General features: G+C 63.6%; 17 protein-coding genes. 6 read left to right on the top strand and 11 right to left on the bottom strand.

The features are described from left to right. Nucleotides 1-72: 72 nt before the first annotated feature. Nucleotides 73-423 carry a hypothetical protein gene (locus AB0323_RS16850; RefSeq protein WP_366178334.1) on the bottom strand — a complete coding sequence of 117 codons (351 nt, stop codon included), beginning with the start codon at nt 421-423 and terminating at the stop codon, nt 73-75. Between the two features lie 218 nt (nt 424-641). Between AB0323_RS16850 and AB0323_RS16845 the strand changes: the two genes are divergently transcribed. Next, the gene (locus tag AB0323_RS16845) at nt 642-1,154 is read left to right on the top strand and encodes a helix-turn-helix domain-containing protein (protein ID WP_366178333.1); all 513 of its coding nucleotides are present in this window, start codon (nt 642-644) and stop codon (nt 1,152-1,154) included. Between the two features lie 218 nt (nt 1,155-1,372). Beyond that, complete coding sequence (locus AB0323_RS16840; RefSeq protein WP_366178332.1) at nt 1,373-2,617, top strand: Fic family protein; 1,245 nt, start codon at nt 1,373-1,375, stop codon at nt 2,615-2,617. Between the two features lie 97 nt (nt 2,618-2,714). Here the strand turns inward: AB0323_RS16840 and ychF are convergent, their stop codons facing one another. Further along, a complete protein-coding gene (ychF, locus tag AB0323_RS16835) occupies nt 2,715-3,800 on the bottom strand; it encodes a redox-regulated ATPase YchF (RefSeq protein ID WP_364532884.1) in 1,086 nt (361 codons plus the stop codon). 122 nt (nt 3,801-3,922) lie between these two features. On the opposite strand from ychF, the gene AB0323_RS16830 reads away from it, so the two are divergent. After that, on the top strand, nt 3,923-5,140 hold the full coding sequence (locus AB0323_RS16830; RefSeq protein ID WP_366178331.1) for a DNA recombination protein RmuC: 1,218 nt from the start codon (nt 3,923-3,925) through the stop codon (nt 5,138-5,140). A gap of 53 nt (nt 5,141-5,193) precedes the next feature. Here the strand turns inward: AB0323_RS16830 and AB0323_RS16825 are convergent, their stop codons facing one another. Together AB0323_RS16825 and AB0323_RS16820 are read right to left on the bottom strand one after the other, a co-directional pair. Continuing rightward, a complete protein-coding gene (locus AB0323_RS16825) occupies nt 5,194-6,279 on the bottom strand; it encodes a 4-hydroxy-3-methylbut-2-enyl diphosphate reductase (protein WP_366178330.1) in 1,086 nt (361 codons plus the stop codon). Continuing rightward, a complete protein-coding gene (locus AB0323_RS16820) occupies nt 6,276-7,154 on the bottom strand; it encodes a hypothetical protein (protein ID WP_366178329.1) in 879 nt (292 codons plus the stop codon). Before AB0323_RS16820 ends, AB0323_RS16825 begins: the two co-directional genes overlap by 4 nt. Before the next feature lie 356 nt (nt 7,155-7,510). Here AB0323_RS16820 and xseA point away from each other — a divergent pair, with 356 nt between their 5' ends. Beyond that, nucleotides 7,511-8,815, top strand: a complete 1,305-nt coding sequence (gene xseA / locus AB0323_RS16815) for an exodeoxyribonuclease VII large subunit (protein WP_366178364.1) — start codon at nt 7,511-7,513, stop codon at nt 8,813-8,815. A 3-nt stretch (nt 8,816-8,818) separates the two neighbouring features. Beyond that, a complete protein-coding gene (locus AB0323_RS16810; RefSeq protein ID WP_366178328.1) occupies nt 8,819-9,076 on the top strand; it encodes an exodeoxyribonuclease VII small subunit in 258 nt (85 codons plus the stop codon). Here AB0323_RS16810 and AB0323_RS16805 read toward each other — a convergent pair. The 7 genes from AB0323_RS16805 to AB0323_RS16775 form a co-directional block, all read right to left on the bottom strand. Then, on the bottom strand, nt 9,073-9,927 hold the full coding sequence (locus AB0323_RS16805; protein WP_366178327.1) for a polyphosphate kinase 2 family protein: 855 nt from the start codon (nt 9,925-9,927) through the stop codon (nt 9,073-9,075). The genes AB0323_RS16810 and AB0323_RS16805 overlap by 4 nt on opposite strands. Before the next feature lie 50 nt (nt 9,928-9,977). Next, entirely contained in the window at nt 9,978-11,198 is a 1,221-nt protein-coding gene (locus tag AB0323_RS16800) for a pyridoxal phosphate-dependent aminotransferase (protein ID WP_059387460.1), read from the bottom strand. A gap of 230 nt (nt 11,199-11,428) precedes the next feature. Next, nucleotides 11,429-12,373: an ABC transporter substrate-binding protein gene (locus tag AB0323_RS16795; RefSeq protein WP_366178326.1), complete on the bottom strand. Its 945-nt coding sequence runs from the start codon at nt 12,371-12,373 to the stop codon at nt 11,429-11,431. Continuing rightward, nucleotides 12,370-13,116, bottom strand: coding sequence for an ABC transporter permease (locus AB0323_RS16790; protein WP_364532866.1), 747 nt, complete (start codon nt 13,114-13,116; stop codon nt 12,370-12,372). Before AB0323_RS16790 ends, AB0323_RS16795 begins: the two co-directional genes overlap by 4 nt. Next, on the bottom strand, nt 13,113-13,823 hold the full coding sequence (locus AB0323_RS16785; RefSeq protein WP_366178325.1) for an ABC transporter permease: 711 nt from the start codon (nt 13,821-13,823) through the stop codon (nt 13,113-13,115). The genes AB0323_RS16790 and AB0323_RS16785 overlap by 4 nt, the downstream gene beginning before the upstream one ends. After that, on the bottom strand, nt 13,823-14,908 hold the full coding sequence (locus tag AB0323_RS16780) for an ABC transporter ATP-binding protein (protein ID WP_364532860.1): 1,086 nt from the start codon (nt 14,906-14,908) through the stop codon (nt 13,823-13,825). Before AB0323_RS16780 ends, AB0323_RS16785 begins: the two co-directional genes overlap by 1 nt. 137 nt (nt 14,909-15,045) lie before the next feature. After that, nucleotides 15,046-15,504, bottom strand: coding sequence for an NUDIX domain-containing protein (locus AB0323_RS16775; RefSeq protein ID WP_366178324.1), 459 nt, complete (start codon nt 15,502-15,504; stop codon nt 15,046-15,048). 56 nt (nt 15,505-15,560) lie between these two features. Between AB0323_RS16775 and AB0323_RS16770 the strand changes: the two genes are divergently transcribed. Then, complete coding sequence (locus AB0323_RS16770) at nt 15,561-16,604, top strand: pirin-like C-terminal cupin domain-containing protein (protein WP_366178323.1); 1,044 nt, start codon at nt 15,561-15,563, stop codon at nt 16,602-16,604. Nucleotides 16,605-16,628 lie beyond the last annotated feature (24 nt).

Here is a 16,628-nt window from a genome sequence, read left to right as displayed (position 1 = left end):
GATCAGCTCCGTGCCCCTGTGGCGTACGGATAACCACCCAGCAGTCGGAGCCTGGCCAGAGAAACCGGCGGCCTACGGTGCGATGGTCAGCTCACGGATGGCAGTGTTCTGGCCGTTGAGTACGAAGCGGTACTTGAGGTCGACGATTCCTCCGGGGAATGTTCCCTCGAGGCGGTTAACGACGAGCGTGGCGTGCTCGTCGCGTTCAGCCCGGAGGAACGTGGTGGTGTATTCGTACTCGGATGCGACGCGATCGAGCCATCCCGCAATTTCGGAAGTGCCACGGTAGAGGTGTCCGTCGTCGACGACGACGGCATCGGGGGTGAACGCCTCGATGGCCGTCCTTCGCTGGTTGCCTTGCGAACGGTCCAGATATGTGGTGATAGGGAGGGGCAGATCCGTCGGCTGGATGTTCTCCGTCATGGTTGCTTCTTCCTGGTTCTGGCGACTTGGATGGCTGTGATCTAGATGGTGGGGACGGTGCCGCCGTCGATGACGTAGTCGGCGCCGACGATCGAGGAGGCAGCACCGGAGACGAGGAAGCCGACGAGCGTGGCTCCAAACCGGAGGCCCGGTTCCAGTAACTTCTAATTTAGAAGTTACTGGATGCTACTCTAGCAGTAACTGAGGAGGTGGCCGCAATGGCTGGCAAAATTCGGCTCGAAGACCGGGAGTGCCCGCTCTCGACAGCGCTGGGCTACGTGGGCGAGTGGTGGACGATGCTGATTCTGCATGACTGCTTCGACGGCTACAGCCGCTTTGACCAGTTCCAGGAGAACATCGGCTTGTCCTCGAGCATGCTCACCAGCCGACTGCGTGCGCTTGTTGGGCAGGGACTGCTTGAGAAGCGGCAGTACCAGTCGAATCCGCCCCGGCACGAGTATGTGCTGACCGAAATGGGACGCTCCCTCCGGCCGGTTTTGGTTGCGATGGCCGCGTGGTCCAACTCCCGCCTTGAGCCTTCCGAACGCGCGATGATTCTTGTCGATATCCAAACCGGCGAGGAAGTCGAACCTGTTTTGGTGGACCGGGCCAGCGGCCGCCGCGTTGACGATCAGGCGCACGCGTTTACGGCCGGGCCGGCGGCCAGCCCGGTCATGCGCGACCGCTACCTGGCCCGAAGCGGGCAGCGGGCCGCCGCTTCGGCCCCGTGAATGACGCATCACGTCGAGACCCCTCATGGACCAAGGCGACACAGCCGGAGTGATCCTGGCTGCAACACGCGCGGCTTGACAGGAAGATACTCACGAACGCCGAAGCGGCCCTGGCGGCGATACTTCCGGCATGTCTAAATGAGAGAATCCGCAGCGGATTCTTACGTTTAGGAGTATAAATGTAAGAATCCACTGGATATTCTTACAGTTAGGTGATCATGGAGCAGCCGAGTCACACCGACGGCACCTACGGACACGTCACCCTGGGCGGTGCACCCGTCTGGCCGGCGGGCGAGTATGAAACCTACGAATGGACCGGGACCCAGGACGCCTTCCGTACCAGCAACTATCTGTCCGGGATGGCCGGGCAGCCCTATGAGGCGTTCATCCCGTCGACTATCGCAAAATCGGCTTACCTGCCCTCTCCAGGGGTCGCAGCCCTGGCCGAGGAAGCGACCCAGGAGATCAGCCGGTTCGACGAACGCTACGGCAAGCACCTGCGCCCGTTCGTGTCTCTGATGCTGCGCAGTGAGTCCGTCGCCTCCTCCCAGATCGAAAACCTGACCGCCAGCGCCCGCAGCCTGGGTGAGGCCGAGCTCGGTGCGGACGATAAGGCCAACGCCACATTGGTCGTCCGCAATGTCCGCGCCATGGAGACGGCGCTGGCCGCCGCCGACCACCTGACGCCCGCGAGCGTCCTGGACATGCACCGGGCACTGATGGACGGCACGTCCGACGCCGACGTCGCCGGACACTGGCGCGACCAACAGGTCTGGATTGGCACCAGCCAGTACAGTCCAATCGGCGCCGAATTTGTGCCGCCGCACGCCAGCCGCGTTCCGGCCCTCATGACGGACGTCATGTCCTACGCCCGGCGCCAGGACCTCCCTGCGATCGTCCAGGGCGCCATCGCGCACGCCCAGTTCGAGACCATCCACCCGTTCACCGACGGCAACGGCCGCACCGGACGAGCCTTGCTGCACGCCATGCTCAAGCACCGGGGCGTGGCCTCCAACGTGACCGTCCCCGTCTCCGCCGGGCTGCTCTCCAACGTCGGCGGCTATCACGCCGCTCTCAGTGCCTTCCGGGCCGGGGACCCGGAGTTGATTATCACAGTGACCTCCGAAGCCGCGTTCCGGGCCATTGAGAACGGCACGACCCTCGCCAACGACGTTGTCGCCATCACCGGGGGCTGGGCTGACAGGATCACAGCACGCCGTGACTCGGCCGTATGGCCGGTCCTGGATCTTCTTGCCAGCCAGCCAGTTGTCAACGCAGCGGTTCTGCAGTCAAAGCTCGGCCTCGACTACATGCGTCAGAAGCGCGCCCTGGACGCCCTGGAGGAAGCCGGGATCGTCGTCGGCGTCGGTAAGTACAAGAAAGGCCGGTTCTGGCGGGCGCCTGACATGCTGGCAGCCTTGGACGCATTCGCCGAACGTGCCGGGCGTCGCGGCCGTAGTTGAGCGAACGGGACTGCCCTCGGTTATGTTGACTCCCTGACCAGAAAGTACAGAGCCAGACACAAGCCTTGTGGCTACTTCCTGCCCTGGCCCGCAGAGCCTAGACGTTGAAGCGGAACTCCACCACGTCGCCGTCGGCCATGACGTATTCCTTGCCTTCAATACGGACCTTGCCGCGGGACTTGGCCTCGGCCATGGATCCGGCGTCGATGAGGTCATCGAAGGAGACCACTTCGGCCTTGATGAATCCGCGCTGGAAATCCGTGTGGATGACTCCTGCAGCCTGGGGCGCGGTGTCGCCTCGGTGGATGGTCCAGGCACGGGCTTCCTTTGGACCGGCCGTGAGGTAGGTCTGCAGTCCGAGCGTGTGGAATCCGACGCGTGCCAGCTGGTCGAGGCCGGATTCGTCCTGGCCGTTCATCTCGAGCATTTCGCGGGCTTCTTCCTCGTCGAGTTCGACGAGATCCGATTCCAGCTTGGCGTCAAGGAAAATGCAGTCGGCCGGGGCCACCATGGCACGCAGTTCCTCCTGCTTTTCGGGGTTGCCCAGGATTTCTTCGTCCGAGTTGAAGACGTAGATGAAGGGCTTGGCCGTGAGGAGGCTGAGTTCCTTGAGGTGTTCCATCTCGAGCTTGTCGCTCTTGACCGAGGAGAAGATCGTGTCGCCGCGTTCCAGCACGGCCTGGGCAGCCAGGATTGCTGCGAGTTCCGCGGCTTCCCGCTTCTTGATCTTGACTTCTTTTTCGATCCGGGGAATGGCCTTTTCGATCGTCTGGAGATCGGCCAGGATCAGTTCGGTGTTGATCGTCTCAATGTCCGAGCGCGGATCGACTTTGCCGTCAACGTGGACAACGTCGGGGTCATCGAAGACGCGGATGACTTGGGCGATGGCTTCTGCCTCGCGGATGTTCGCGAGGAACTTGTTGCCCAGGCCTTCGCCTTCTGAGGCGCCCTTGACGATTCCTGCGATGTCAACGAACGAGACGACGGCGGGCAGGAGGCGCTGCGATCCGAAGACCTCGGCCAACTTCTGCAGTCGCGGGTCCGGCAGGTTGACGACGCCGACGTTTGGCTCGATGGTGGCGAACGGGTAGTTCGCGGCCAGCACCTGGTTGCGGGTCAGTGCGTTGAAAAGAGTTGATTTGCCGACGTTGGGCAGTCCGACGATGCCAATAGTAAGAGCCACGAGCATTGATTCTACCCGTTGAGTGCCCTTCTCCGCTTTGCCGCAAGAACCCCGGACCCCACGCCCGGGTGCCGTGACCTGGCTTCGCTGTATTGTCCTACCCCTGTGCCAAGGTTGGAGACATGGATGGTTTCGCAGTAATACTCGCTTTGTTCATGCTTCTTCTAGGGGCCGCCGCAGGCGTGGTGGCCGGCTTCCTCCTGTTTCGGCGCCGCAATGCCGCGCTTGAAGAAGATTTCGACGGCGTCTCGGCCCGGCTTGCCGCGGTGAACGCCCAGTTTGCCGCCGCCGACGCCGAACGGCGGCTTCTGTTGTCCCAGAACCGTGAACTGAACGAGTCAAGGAACCAGGATGGCAGTGTGTTGCGCGCCCTTGCCCCGGTTGCCGAGAAGCTGACGGCCGTCCAGCAGCAGGTCTCGCTTCTGGAGCGGGATCGTTTGGAGCAGTACGGCCAGCTTGCCCAGCAGCTCCAGGAAGCCCGCTTGTCCGATGAGCAGCTGCTGCGCTCCACCCACGCCCTGGCCTCCGCCCTTCGGTCCAACAGCGCCAGGGGCCAGTGGGGTGAAGTCCAGCTGCGCCGGGTAGTGGAAGCCGCCGGCATGCTGCGTCACGTCGATTTTCACGAGCAGGTGCATTCCGCGTCCGTCGACAACGCCATCCGGCCGGATCTTGTGGTCCAGTTGCCGGGTGGAAAGCAGCTGGTGGTGGACGCAAAGGTTCCGTTGGCGTCCTACCTAGCCGCCCAGGAACAAGGCAACACCGGGCACGCGGCTGGGAGCGGCGCGCTCCCGGCAGGCAATGGCGCGGATGCCTTGCTGCTCGCACATGCGAAGGCCCTCAAGTCGCACGTGGATGCCCTGGGGTCCAAGAAGTACTGGGACATCCCCGGCAACTCCCCCGAGCTGGTGATCTGCTTCCTGCCAGCGGAATCCATCCTGGCCGCCGCACTCGAAGCGGACCCTGCACTCTTGGATCACGCCTTGTCCCGGAACGTGGTGCTCGCGTCCCCGGGCACGTTGCTGGCGGTACTTAAGTCCGTCGCCTTCACTTGGCGCCAGGACGTCTTGACGGACAACGCGCGGGAACTCTTCGAGCTCGCCCGGCAGTTGTACGAACGTATGGGGACCCTCGGTGACAACGTGGGCAAGCTGGGTTCGTCCTTGAAGACCTCGGTGGACCGCTACAACGCACTCGTCGGAACGCTCGAAGCACGTGTCCTGCCGACGGCACGGAAACTCAACTCCATGGACACCGACGGCCTGGTGTCACCGTCCGCAGTGGAAGCTGTGCCGCGGACCCTTGCCGCACCCGAACTGATCGAAGGAGAATCCGCGGCATAGGACCGGCCGAGTAGTGGTCCGGGCCCGGCAAAGCGTGCCGGAGCCGGACCCAACTACGAGGTTGGGCGGTTCCCGCGTCCGCCCAAGGCGCGTGTGACGTCTCCGGCCTCTTTGAGGGTGGCGCGCAGTTCCTTCGGCAGGGAGAACAGCAGGTCTTCCTCCGCCGTCACTACTTCTTCAACCGAACCGTAGCCGTAGTCGGCGAGCAAACGAAGAACATCCTGGACCAGGACCTCGGGAACGGAAGCGCCGGATGTGACGCCCACGGTTGCGACGCCTTCGAACCAGCTCTCGTCGACCTCGTTCGCGAAATCGACCCGGTAGGAGGCCTTGGCGCCATACTCAAGCGCCACTTCTACGAGCCGCACGGAGTTCGAGGAATTCGCCGATCCCACCACGATCACGAGGTCCGCCTGCGGGGCAATCTTCTTGATGGCCACCTGGCGGTTGGTGGTGGCATAGCAAATGTCGTCGCTGGGCGGATCCTGCAACGTGGGGAAGCGCTCCTTGAGCATCCGGACGGTTTCCATGGTCTCGTCGACGCTCAAGGTGGTCTGCGAAAGCCAGATGGTCTTCTCCGGATTGCGCACCGTGACCTTGTCCACTTCGTGCGGGCCATTGATGATCTGGATGTGGTCCGGGGCTTCGCCCGCCGTGCCTTCCACTTCCTCGTGACCGTCGTGGCCGATGAGGAGAATGTCGTAGTCTTCCTTGGCGAAGCGGACGGCTTCGCGGTGCACCTTCGTGACGAGGGGGCACGTGGCATCGATGGTGCGCAGGCCGCGGTCTTCAGCCGACTGCACTACCGCCGGGGACACTCCATGGGCGGAGAAGATCACGAGGGCGCCTTCGGGTACCTCGTCAGTCTCTTCGACGAAGATGGCACCCTTCTCCTCCAGCGAGGAGACGACATGGACGTTATGCACGATCTGCTTACGGACGTATACCGGCGGCCCATAGTGTTCCAGTGCTTTCTCCACTGCGATGACTGCGCGGTCGACACCTGCGCAATATCCGCGGGGAGCCGCGAGCAAGACCCGCTTGGGGCCGGAGACCGGCGCGGCGGCCAGCACCTCTTCCGGCGTCCGGCGCCTACGCGGGACAGAGGGCATCGGAATGGAAACTGCTGAGCTGGTCATCCCTCCATGCTACCGGCAGCGTTCGCCCGCACGCTCGGCCTGGCTTTGCGTGAGAAAATCGCACCGAGCAGGCCAAGAAGCGCAAACACTCCCGCGGCAATCCAGGCGATCGTGATCCAGCCGGTGAAATTGTCGACTGACGCCGCCACCAGCTCCCGCGCGAAAAGACCGCCTGTGGCGGTTCCGCCCAAGCCCGCATCGCCTGCGCCCTTCAGCACCGTCGTGGCCACTTGCCACAGCGCTGCGACTGCGGCCAGGCCCAGTCCGGTGAAGAAGAGAAGCACGCCCCTGCGTTTCGCGGCAAGCAGCCCCAGGACAAACAGCAGGACGGCGCCAAGTCCTGGAATCCACCACATCGGCGCGTACGCGGCGATGGCGTCTACCTGCTGGCGCTGGGCGGGGCCGCCGATGTTGACCAGGGTGGAGTCCGGCGTCGCAATGGGGAGGCCGGTTGCCGCGTGGAGCCGGTCAGCGGCGAGCTTGACCAGGGGCCCGACGTCGAGCACCAAGGACGTCCCTGCGGTCGAGTTCCCGGGACCGGCGTTCCTTGCGAAATTCAGTTGGTGGCTCCGGCGCACGGTTTCATTCCACGCTTGCGGGTATTCGGGCCACGTGGACATTGCGGTGGCCGCATCCTTGAGGAAAGCGGCGCCAAGTTGCTCCACCGGCGCCGGTAGATTGATTTTGGATTCCAGGCTTGCGACGGCGGTGCCCGCCAGGCGCGACTGGAACGCTTGGTCCTTCCCGATCGAAGAGGTGAGCGCCACGAATCCGTCTTCCCTGACGATGTTGGCGTCCGTCCATGCCATAGGGACGGCGATTCCTGTGAGCAGAAGGGCAAAGATCACTGCGATTGCAGAGACGAACGTGCGCAATGGATTCCTCAAGTTTGGAGTACAGCAATTCCAGGCGGAGCGACGACGAGTAAATGTCAGTCATGCATGCTACAAGGTATGGATAGAGTTGGAAGCCTGCCACCGTGTTTTCAGTAGCAAATCTTTTCGGTAGCAAAATTTGAGTAGCACTGACGCCAGCAGTGCTTCCCGCACCCCTTAGCAAAGTACCAGCGAGGACTGAACCATGCACCAGCCACCAGCAGGAGGCTACCCGCGTGTCCCATGATGCTGTACCGGGCGGCGCGCCTGGGGCGTTGCCGATTCCAGGATTCCCGAACCCGGAAGCCCAGGAAGAGGAGTCCTCCGGAGGAGAATCCACGAAGGCAGAGTCAACCCTGCCCGCGACGGCGTCGGAGACAAGTCCCGACAATCCGTGGCCGCTGCAACTGCTGTCCCGCAAGCTCAAGACCCACATAGAACGGGCGCCGGCTGCGTGGATCGAGGGCCAGGTCATCGAACTCAACCGTCGCGGCGGCAGCGCTTTCGTGACGCTGCGGGACACCGACGCCGAAATCTCCTTGCCCGCGTCGCTGTGGTCGAACGTCCTGGACCGCCAGAAGATGCCGCTGGAGCGTGGCTCACGCGTCGTGGCCTTGGTCAAACCGGAATTCTGGCTCAAGACCGGTCGGCTCAACATGTCGATCAAGGACATCCGGCCCGTCGGACTCGGCGATCTCCTCGCGAGAATCGAGCGCTTGCGCCAGGCCCTTGGCGCCGAGGGGCTGTTTTCAGACTCGAGGAAGAAGCGGCTGCCCCTGCTCCCCCACCGGATCGGGCTCATCACCGGCCGCGATTCGGACGCCAAGAAGGATGTCCTGCGCAACGCGGCCCTTCGCTGGCCCGCCGTCGAATTCGCCGTCCGGGAGGTCGCAGTCCAAGGTGTCACCGCTGTCGGCCAGATCCTGGCTGCGCTTAAGGAACTCGACGCCGATCCGCACGTGGATGTGATCGTGATCGCCCGCGGCGGCGGAGCCTTGGAAGATCTGCTTCCGTTCAGCAACGAAGGCCTGGTCCGGGCGGTATCGGCAGCGGCCACCCCGGTAGTCAGCGCAATAGGCCATGAAGCCGACCATCCCATCCTGGACGATGTCGCCGACCTTCGGGCATCGACGCCCACCGACGCCGCGAAGAGGATCGTCCCTGACGTCGTCGAGGAACTGGCAAGGGTGCGTCAGGCCCGCGAGCAGCTACGCCGCGGCGTGGGACGCCTCGTGGACCGCGAAACGGACCGGCTCCACGCGCTGAGATCACGCCCTGTGCTGGCGTCCCCCGAGGGAATGGTCACGGCACGGGAAGAGGACATCGAACGGCTCCGGAAACATGCCAACACCGCGGTAAGTTCCGCGGTTATCCGCGCACTTGACCAGTTGCACCACCTCCGTGCACAGCTAAGGGCACTGTCTCCGCAAAAAACACTGGACCGCGGCTACGCCGTCGTCCAGATTGCGGGAGCGGACGGGGTCGGCCACGAAGTCGTCCGGAGCCCGGACCAAGCCCCTGACGGGACGGAGCTGAGCCTCCGGCTGGCGGAAGGCCGCCTTGCAGCCGTATCTACCGCGCCCGCCGTATCTACCGGAGCCGCCGCAGCCGCCGCTGCCGCTGCCGGACAACCTAGCAAGCACCAGCACAATGAGGACTAAGAAATGACAACAGAAGACACCTCCCCTGTGGCCAAGGCATCCGCTGAGGACCTGGACGCCCTCAGCTACGAGGAAGCCCGTGAGCAGCTCATGGCTGTGGTTGGCCGCCTTGAAGCAGGCGGAGCGAGCCTTGAGGAATCACTCGCCCTCTGGGAACGCGGCGAGGCTTTGGCAAAGCGCTGCGAAGAGTGGCTGGAGGGTGCCCGCAGGAGGCTTGCCGCGGCCCGGAACACCGGCGAGGACGACGCGAAGGCTCCTTAGGATTGGACGGCCAGCGCCCGTTCCGCCGCCACGTCAAAGTCTGCTTTCGGCCAGCTCAGGTCCAGCTTCCCGAGGGCCTCGAGTAGAAGCTCCTGGACAGCGATCCTCGCAAACCATTTCTTGTTCGCTGGAACCACATACCAGGGCGCTACATCTGTTGATGTTTTCTCGAAGACGAGCTGGTAGGCCTCCATATAGGAATCCCACAGGGCACGTTCCTTGAGATCGCTCGTGTTGTACTTCCAGTGCTTGGACGGGTCATCCAATCGCGCCAGCAGGCGTGCCTTTTGTTCATCGCGACTGATGTTGAGCATGACCTTGACGATCGCAGTGCCTTGTTCGGCGAGGCGTGCCTCGAACTCGTTGATGGCCTCATAGCGACGTTCCAGTTCAGCTTCATTAGCCCAACCGTGCACGCGGTGTATCAGCACGTCCTCGTAATGGGATCGGTCAAACACCCCGACGAATCCGGCGGCGGGCACGGCCCTCTCGATCCGCCAGAGGAAATCATGGGTTTTCTCTTCATCAGTCGGAGCCTTGAACGGAGCAACCTTGACACCTTGGGGATCCATCGATCCGACGACGTGCTCAACAATCCCGCCTTTGCCGGCGGTGTCCATGGCTTGCAGGATCAACAGCACCCGTTTGGAGCTGCCGAATTTTCCCTCGGCAAAGAGCATCTCTTGCAGGACGTCCAAACGACCGTCCTGCGCTGTCAGCAAAGCGACGCCGTCGGACTTCCTCCCCTTGTACCCGGGCGTCGATTCGGGGTCTACTGCGTCCAGCGAGAATCCCGGTCCGGCCTTCAAGATCGTGGATACCTGCTTGGTGAACTCCTTGGTCCCGGCCATTTCGACGTCCCCTCTGGTCCGGCCGCATTCGTTGCGGCTTGCACTACAGGCTAGTTGCCTTGGTACCGCCCCAGGAAGTCCGCCATGCGGCCGATCGCTTCCTCGATGTCCTTGACGTTCGGCAGGGTCACCATGCGGAAGTGGTCAGGACGCACCCAGTTGAATGCCCGCCCGTGTGAGACGAGGATCTTTTGCTCCTTGAGAAGGTCGAGCACGAATTTCTCGTCGTCACGGATGTGATAAACCTCGGGGTCCAACTTCGGGAACAAATAGAGGGCGCCCCTGGCCTGTTGTGTGCTTACGCCGGGGATGGCGTTGAGAAGATCGTAGGCCTTGTTCCGCTGTTCAAGGAGCCTGCCCCCGGGCAGGATGAGATCGTTGATGCTTTGGTGGCCACCGAGGGCGGTCTGGATGGCATGCTGCGCCGGCACGTTGGCGCACAGACGCATGTTGGCCAGCAGGTTGATGCCCTCAAGATAGTCTGCGGCGTCCTTCTTGGGTCCGGAGATGGCCATCCAGCCGGCGCGGTAGCCACACACCCGGTAGGCCTTGGACAATCCACTGAACGTCAAGCAGAGCACGTCGTCGCCGGTGAGTCCGGCAAGATTCACGTGGACGGCGTCTTCGTAGAGGATCTTCTCGTAGATCTCGTCCGCGAACACCACCAGGCCATGCTTTTCGGCGAGGGCCACGATCTTCTTGAGGGTCTCCTCCGGGTACACGGCACCCGTGGGGTTGTTGGGGTTGATGACCACGATGCCCTTGGTTTGAGGCGTGATCTTCGATTCCATGTCCTCAAGGTCAGGCTGCCAGCCCGATTCTTCGTCGCACAGATAGTGGACCGGACGTCCGCCGGCCAATGCCACCGAGGCGGTCCAAAGCGGGTAGTCGGGAGTGGGGATGAGAATCTCATCTCCCACTTCGAGCAAGGCCATGAGCGACATGGTGATGAGTTCGCTGACGCCGTTGCCAAGGTAGATGTCGTCTACGTGGATGTTTTGGATGCCGCGGGTCTGGTAGTACTGCGAAACGGCGGTGCGGGCCGAGAAAATTCCGCGCGAATCGCTGTATCCCTGGGCATGGGGCAGATGGCGGATCATGTCCACCAAAATCGCGTCCGGCGCTTCAAATCCGAACGGTGCCGGGTTTCCGATGTTCAGTTTGAGGATACGGTGACCCTCTGCCTCCATCTGCTGGGCGGCCTGAAGAATCGGTCCACGGATGTCGTAAAGGACATTATGAAGCTTGGTGGACTGCTTGAATTCTGCCATTCATCAAATATGCCATACCGGGGATGTACTTCAGCTGAGACATCACTCACATTCGCGACGACGGCGGCGAGGCCCCCAAAAAGGGTTCCTCGCCGCCGTCGTCCTTTGCAGGGGCCTCCGCCGCCTGGGCCCACGCCACCGAGGGGCCCAAATCGAGCTTGCGAGTTTTGGGGAGGTGGCGGGGAGGGTTCCCTGGACGAGCGGAGCGAGGCGATGGAGGCGGTGGGGACTTACTTCACGATCCCCTTGTCCTTGAGCCAAGCGGCCGCAGCGTCCTTGGGGTTCTGCTTTTGGTTGCCGCTGACTGCCCGGTTGAGGTTGATGAGGTCGTCCGTGGTGAGGATCTTGGACACGTTGTTGAGGGCTGTCTTCGCCTTGTCCGTCATCTTGGCCATGTTGTACAGCGGGAGGACCTGCTGGGCCTTGAAGTTGTTCTTGGGATCATCCAGGACCACCAGGGCGTTGTCCTGGATGGACGGCGTGGTGGTGTAGATGTCGGCAACCTGGACGTCGTTGGAGAGCAGGGCCTGCAGCGTGAGGTTGCCGCCGCCGTCGCTAAACGGCTTCAGGCCCTTGAGCACGCAGTTGTAGTTGGCCTTGAGTCCCGGAAACCCATAGGCGCGGGTCTCGAAGGTTGCCGGTGCCGCCATCGTTAAGTCCCCACAGACCTTGGCCAGGTCCGCGATGGACTTGAGCTGGTACTTCTCCGCCGTGGCCTTCGTGACAACCATGGCGTCCTTGTCTTCAGCCTTGGCGGGGTCGAGCACTCCAAGGCCCTGCGGAAGCTTTCCTGGCAGCGCCTTGTAGACGTCGTCAGCCGAGACCTGCGTGGCATTGGCATCCAGGTAGGACAGCAGGTTCCCTGAATAGTCGGGGGCGAGGTCGATCGAACCGTCTTGCACGGCCTTGAAATAGATCTCGCGGGATCCGATGTTGGGCTTGGTGGTAGCGGTGACGCCGGCGGCGTTCAGTGCTCCGGCGTAGATTTCGGCGATGACCTGGCTCTCGGGGAAATCCGCCGAGCCCACGGTGAGCGAGCCGCCGGCCCCGGAGGGGGCACTGGTGGACGGGGTGGCCAGCGGGCTGCCGCCACATGCGCTCAGGGCAAGCGCAATGCCGACTCCGGCCGCTAGGCCGCCGAGCCCGCGGCGGGTCAGGGGGACGGGTTGCTTCATGCGGTACCTCCTTGAACGGCAGCCCCTGCTGGTGCAGCGGCTGCGAGATCTCCGGCGGCCTTGTGGCCGCCGTTGGAATCGGTGGAAAGTCCGGGCGGGAGGAGGATCCTCTGCGCCATGGCCAGAATGAGGTCGACGGCGATTGCCAACGCCGCGATGAGCAGTGACCCGCCGAGCATGCGGGGGAAGTCCTGAAGGACCAATCCGTCAAAAAGATAACGCCCCAGGCCTCCCAGCGGAAGGTACGCCACCACGGAAACCGTTGCGATGACCTGGAGGACCGCCGTGCGGATGCCGCCGAACATGACCTGGAGTCCGTTGGGCAGCTCCACGCGGAACAAGATCTGGAGTTCTGTCATGCCCATGGCCCGGGCGCCGTCAACCACCGTTGGATCAACGCTCGAAATCCCGGCGTAGGTCCCGGCCAGGAGAGGCGGCACAGTCAAGATGACCAGGGCCCAGACGGGAGGCATGAGTCCGCTTCCAGCCAACAGGGCAAAGAGCACAAGCAGGCCGAGGGTGGGGAGGGCCCGCAAGGCGCCGGCGAACGCCACGGCAACGACGCGTCCGTGTCCCGTGTGGCCGATGAAGAGGCCCACCGGCACGGCGATGGCCGCGGCGATCACCAGGACCAGCCCGGAATACTCCAGGTGCTCCAGGAGCCTCGTGGCGATTCCGCCGCTTCCTGACCAATGAGCTGGATCCGTGAGCCATGCGAGGGTGTCAACGAAGATGTTGCTCATCGGCCCGCCTCCGCATGGATCCGGGCATCGGCGATGAACTGCGCTGTTTTGGCGTCTTGCTTGGCGGTTGCCGCACCGGCCCGGGTCCAGGGCGTCAGGAGCTTCTCGAGCAGGACCAGGAACGTATCCATGATGAGGGCCAGGAGGAGGATAGCGATGATGCCGACCACCACCTCAGTGACGAACGAGCGCTGCAACCCGTCGGTGAACAGCATTCCCAAGTTCCCGACCCCCAGGAGCGCGGCGACGCTCACGAGGGAGATGTTGCTGACGGACACCACGCGCAGGCCCGCAAAAAGCACGGGCAGGGAAAGCGGAAGGTCGATTTGCAGGAACCTTGCGGTCGGTTTGAACCCCATGGACACTGCCGCCATGCGGAGGTCGTCGTCCACGGAATCGAAGGCGTCCATGGCAGCCCGCACCAGCAAGGCGACGGCATACAGGGTGAGGGCAACCACGACATTGAGCGGATCCAGGATCCGCGTACCCAGGACCGGCGGCAAAATGATGAAAAGCGCCAAGGAAGGAATGGTGTACAGCAGGGAACTTCCCGTGGTGACCACAGCCCTGAGTGTACGGTTGCGCCGGGCCAGTTGCCCCAAGGGCACCGCAATCAGCAGTCCCAAAACCATGGGAATCAACGCCAGGACAAGGTGCTCGCCGGCCCGCTCGAAGACCATCCCGCTGTTCGCCAGGAACCATTCCATCAGGGGGCGTCCTCCCGGTTGTGCCGGGTCTTCTCGATGAGCGCCAGCACTTCATCGGCCTTGAGCACACCGGCGAGCCTGCCGGCGTCGTCCACCACCACGCCAAGGCCCGAAGGTGAGGACAAAGCGGCGTCCAGCGCCCTGCGGAGCGTATCCCCGCGCCGGAACAAGGAGCCTCCGGGAATCAGGCCGGCACCGTCGCGCGGCGAGGCCCATCCCAAGGGCCGGGAGTCGCCGTCGAGCACCAAGGCCCATTCGCTGCTGCCCGCGGCAACTTGCGGGGCCTCCACCGTCTTGACCGGATGCACCGGAACATCCTCGGCGCCGTTGAAGGAAAGGTGCCTGAATCCCCTGTCGCGGCCTACGAACGAGGCTACGAAGTCATTGGCGGGCGCCCGAAGGATCTCTTCAGGTGCCGCGTATTGCGCCAGTTTGCCGCCGACGGCGAAAACGGCCACCTTGTCGCCGAGCACGGTGGCTTCATCGATGTCATGGGTGACGAAGACAATCGTCTTGGCCAGTTCGCGCTGGAGCCGGAGGAGTTCCTGCTGGAGCTCGTCGCGGACCACGGGGTCCACCGCGCTGAAGGGCTCATCCATGAGCAGCACGGGCGGGTCCGCTGCGAGCGCGCGGGCTACCCCGACGCGCTGCTGCTGGCCGCCGGACAATTGGGACGGGTACCGCTTGCCGAGCACCGACGCCAGCCCGACGACGTCGAGCAGCTCTTCCGCGCGTTTGCGGGCCGCCGCCTTGGATACGCCGTTGAGCCGCGGAACGGTGGCAATGTTGTCCAGCACCGAACGGTGCGGCATGAGTCCCGAAGACTGCATGACGTAGCCCATGGAGCGGCGCAACTGGGCGGCCGGCTCGTTCGAAACATCCTTGCCGGCCACGGTGATGGTGCCCGAGGTGGGCTCCACCATGCGGTTGATCATCCGCAGGGACGTGGTCTTTCCGCAGCCCGAGGGTCCGACGAATACAGTGATGGCACCCTTGTCGATGGACATGCTCAATCGATCAACAGCGGGTTGTCCGCCCTGATACTGCTTGGTGACGCTCTGGAACTCAATCATGGCTTCAGCCATTCCGGGGCTTACCTAACTTTTCGGGCCGCAAATATCAACGAGGGAAATCAATCAACAGCGAACTGATGTTCTACAGCCTAACCAGCACCACCGACGATGTCAGCGCAGGCGCGAAGACCGTAATGAATCGGCAATCCTCAGGGCATCGGCAGTTTTCCGTTGAGGGGCCGCTCACGGTGCAGGCGGAGGCCTATATCGACCAGGGACACCCTGTTCAGTCCGGGAACCTTGCCCAGCGGCACCCAGGCGGCGTGGGTAGTGCTGCCGTCTATCTCGTGGGTCAATTCGCCGCCCGTGATGCTTGCCTCGTAGACCAGCCGGAGTGCCTGGAAATCACGGCCGGATCCGTCCAGCCGCTCCTCACCCGGCCAGTGGCCGACGTCGATCCCGAGCATCGCTCCGATGTCGGCCTCGTACCCGGTTTCCTCCCGGATCTCGCGGCGGCAGCCGTCCACGGGATGCTCCCCCAGGTCCAGGCCTCCGCCAGGAAGGGTCCAGCCCTCTTTGCCGTCTTGCTTCCAATAGGCCAAAAGGATTGCTCCGTCGCCGATGACCACGCCGTACGCGGCCGGGCGGGTGTCGAACTGCATGCTCATGGAGCCAGCCTAGGCCTAAGCTGGGAGGAACACTGTTCAGCACATGGAGTTGTATCGTGACCAACTTGGAAACGGCCCCGTCCCAGGAAGTCTGCCCCGCCGGACACCCCGGGCAGGGTCCTTTTGTACAGCTTTGGCCGGCCCGCGAAGTTCCCTTGGGCGGTGTCCGCAACATGACGGTCTCCCGCACCCTGCCCCAGCGCGGAATGCCGACCGTAGGAGCCTGGTGCTTCCTCGATAGTTTCGGCCCGGACCGCGTCGCGATGAGCGTTCTTCCCCACCCGCACATGGGACTGCAGACGGTCACGTGGCCCCTCCAAGGCGAGGTGCGGCACCGCGACAGCGTAGGCAGCGACGTCGTGGTCCGTCCCGGACAGTTGAACATCATGACGGCCGGCCGCGGCATTTCGCATTCCGAGTTCGGCGTGCTGCCGGCAGGACTTCACCCGGACTCGCCCGACGGCGGCGCCCTCCTGCCGCTGTCCCGGGGCCTGCAGTTGTGGGTTGCTTTGCCCGACGCCGTAAGGCACCGGGCGCCGTCGTTCCAGCAGATCGTCGATCTTCCGGTGGTCGCCACTGATGGTTTCAGGGCCACGGTGCTCGTGGGCGAATTCGCCGGGCAGAGCTCTCCCGCCGTCATGTACAGCCCGATTGTCGGCGTAGAAATCTCAGCCTCGGGCCCGATCGAGCTGCCGCTGAACCCCGAATTCGAGCATGCCGTGCTGGTCCTGGACGGCTCCGCCGTCATCGACGGCCAGGAAGTCGATCCCGGTCCCTTGGCCTTCCTCGGCATGGGCCGGGAATCGCTCCGCCTTGAGGCGGCGCCAGGAACACGCTTCATGCTTCTCGGCGGGGAACCCTTCGAAGAGGACATCCTGATGTGGTGGAACTTCGTGGGCCGGACGCACGAGGAAGTGGAGCAGGCCCGGGAAGACTGGGAAGCCCAGGCGCTCCTGAGCGACGAGGATGCCCGCGCTTCGCGGTTCGGCTGGATCCATGGCCACGGGCCCGATGCCGGAGCCGAAGCCGGGCGCATCCCCGCACCACCCATGCCGGGCGTCCAGCTCAAGCCGAGGTCCCGGAACAGGGCTGCGGAGTAGACCCCACAGCCTGGCGACACACCT

This window comes from Arthrobacter sp. NPDC080031, from assembly GCF_040702485.1.
In the GTDB taxonomy this organism is placed as follows: Bacteria; Actinomycetota; Actinomycetes; order Actinomycetales; family Micrococcaceae; genus Arthrobacter.
The sequence above is the reverse complement of the archived record's forward strand: the minus strand, read 5'-3'. Positions and strand labels throughout refer to the sequence as shown.